General features: G+C 50.7%; 6 tRNA genes and 1 rRNA gene. All 7 read right to left on the reverse strand.

Going from position 1 to position 768, the window contains the following annotated elements:
- Positions 1 to 102: 102 nt before the first annotated feature.
- Positions 103 to 178 (reverse strand) — tRNA-Ala (locus KNO76_RS13865).
- Positions 179 to 191: 13 nt separating this feature from the next.
- A tRNA-Pro gene (locus KNO76_RS13870) sits at positions 192 to 268 on the reverse strand.
- 7 nt (positions 269 to 275) lie between these two features.
- Positions 276 to 352: transfer RNA gene (locus KNO76_RS13875), tRNA-Arg, on the reverse strand.
- Positions 353 to 383: 31 nt separating this feature from the next.
- Positions 384 to 470 (reverse strand) — tRNA-Leu (locus KNO76_RS13880).
- Between the two features lie 41 nt (positions 471 to 511).
- Positions 512 to 587: transfer RNA gene (locus KNO76_RS13885), tRNA-Thr, on the reverse strand.
- Positions 588 to 596: 9 nt separating this feature from the next.
- Positions 597 to 672: transfer RNA gene (locus tag KNO76_RS13890), tRNA-Val, on the reverse strand.
- Positions 673 to 680: 8 nt separating this feature from the next.
- Positions 681 to 768: ribosomal RNA gene (rrf, locus tag KNO76_RS13895) — 5S ribosomal RNA — on the reverse strand; the annotation flags it as partial.

Below are 768 nucleotides of genomic sequence, written 5' to 3' on the forward strand. Positions count from 1 at the left end.
ATATAGCTCTTAAATTGACGAAGCTTGCGCTTCATTCAAAAATTGTAAAACTTTTTTTGCCTCATCGTTCAGTTTTCAAAGTTCGTCTGTAAAAAGTAAAATTGGTGGAGCCTAGCGGGATCGAACCGCTGACCTCCTGCGTGCAAGGCAGGCGCTCTCCCAGCTGAGCTAAGGCCCCATATAAGTGATGATGGTCGGGAAGACAGGATTCGAACCTGCGACCCCTTGGTCCCAAACCAAGTGCTCTACCAAGCTGAGCTACTTCCCGTCAAAAATGGTGCACCCTGAGAGATTCGAACTCCCGGCCTTTAGATTCGTAGTCTAACGCTCTATCCAGCTGAGCTAAGGGTGCGAGACGAATAATCATCATGGGAAAATATTAATGGTACCGAGGGCCGGACTTGAACCGGCACGAGGAAACCCTCGCAGGATTTTAAGTCCTGTGCGTCTACCAATTCCGCCACCCCGGCAAGGTATAATTTCTAGCGGTAGACTTTTTAAAAAGATCAAATGGTGCCGGCGAAAGGATTCGAACCCTCGACCCTCTGATTACAAGTCAGATGCTCTACCAACTGAGCTACACCGGCAGGTGTAAATGGTGGAGGATGACGGGATCGAACCGCCGACCCCCTGCTTGTAAGGCAGGTGCTCTCCCAGCTGAGCTAATCCTCCAATATGTAGCCTGGCAACGTCCTATCCTCACAGGGGGAGATCCCCCAACTACTTTCGGCGCTGAGACGCTTAACTTCCGTGTTCGGCATGGGAACG

This window comes from Exiguobacterium sp. s101 (assembly GCF_018617835.1).
GTDB lineage: Bacteria > Bacillota > Bacilli > Exiguobacteriales > Exiguobacteriaceae > Exiguobacterium > Exiguobacterium marinum.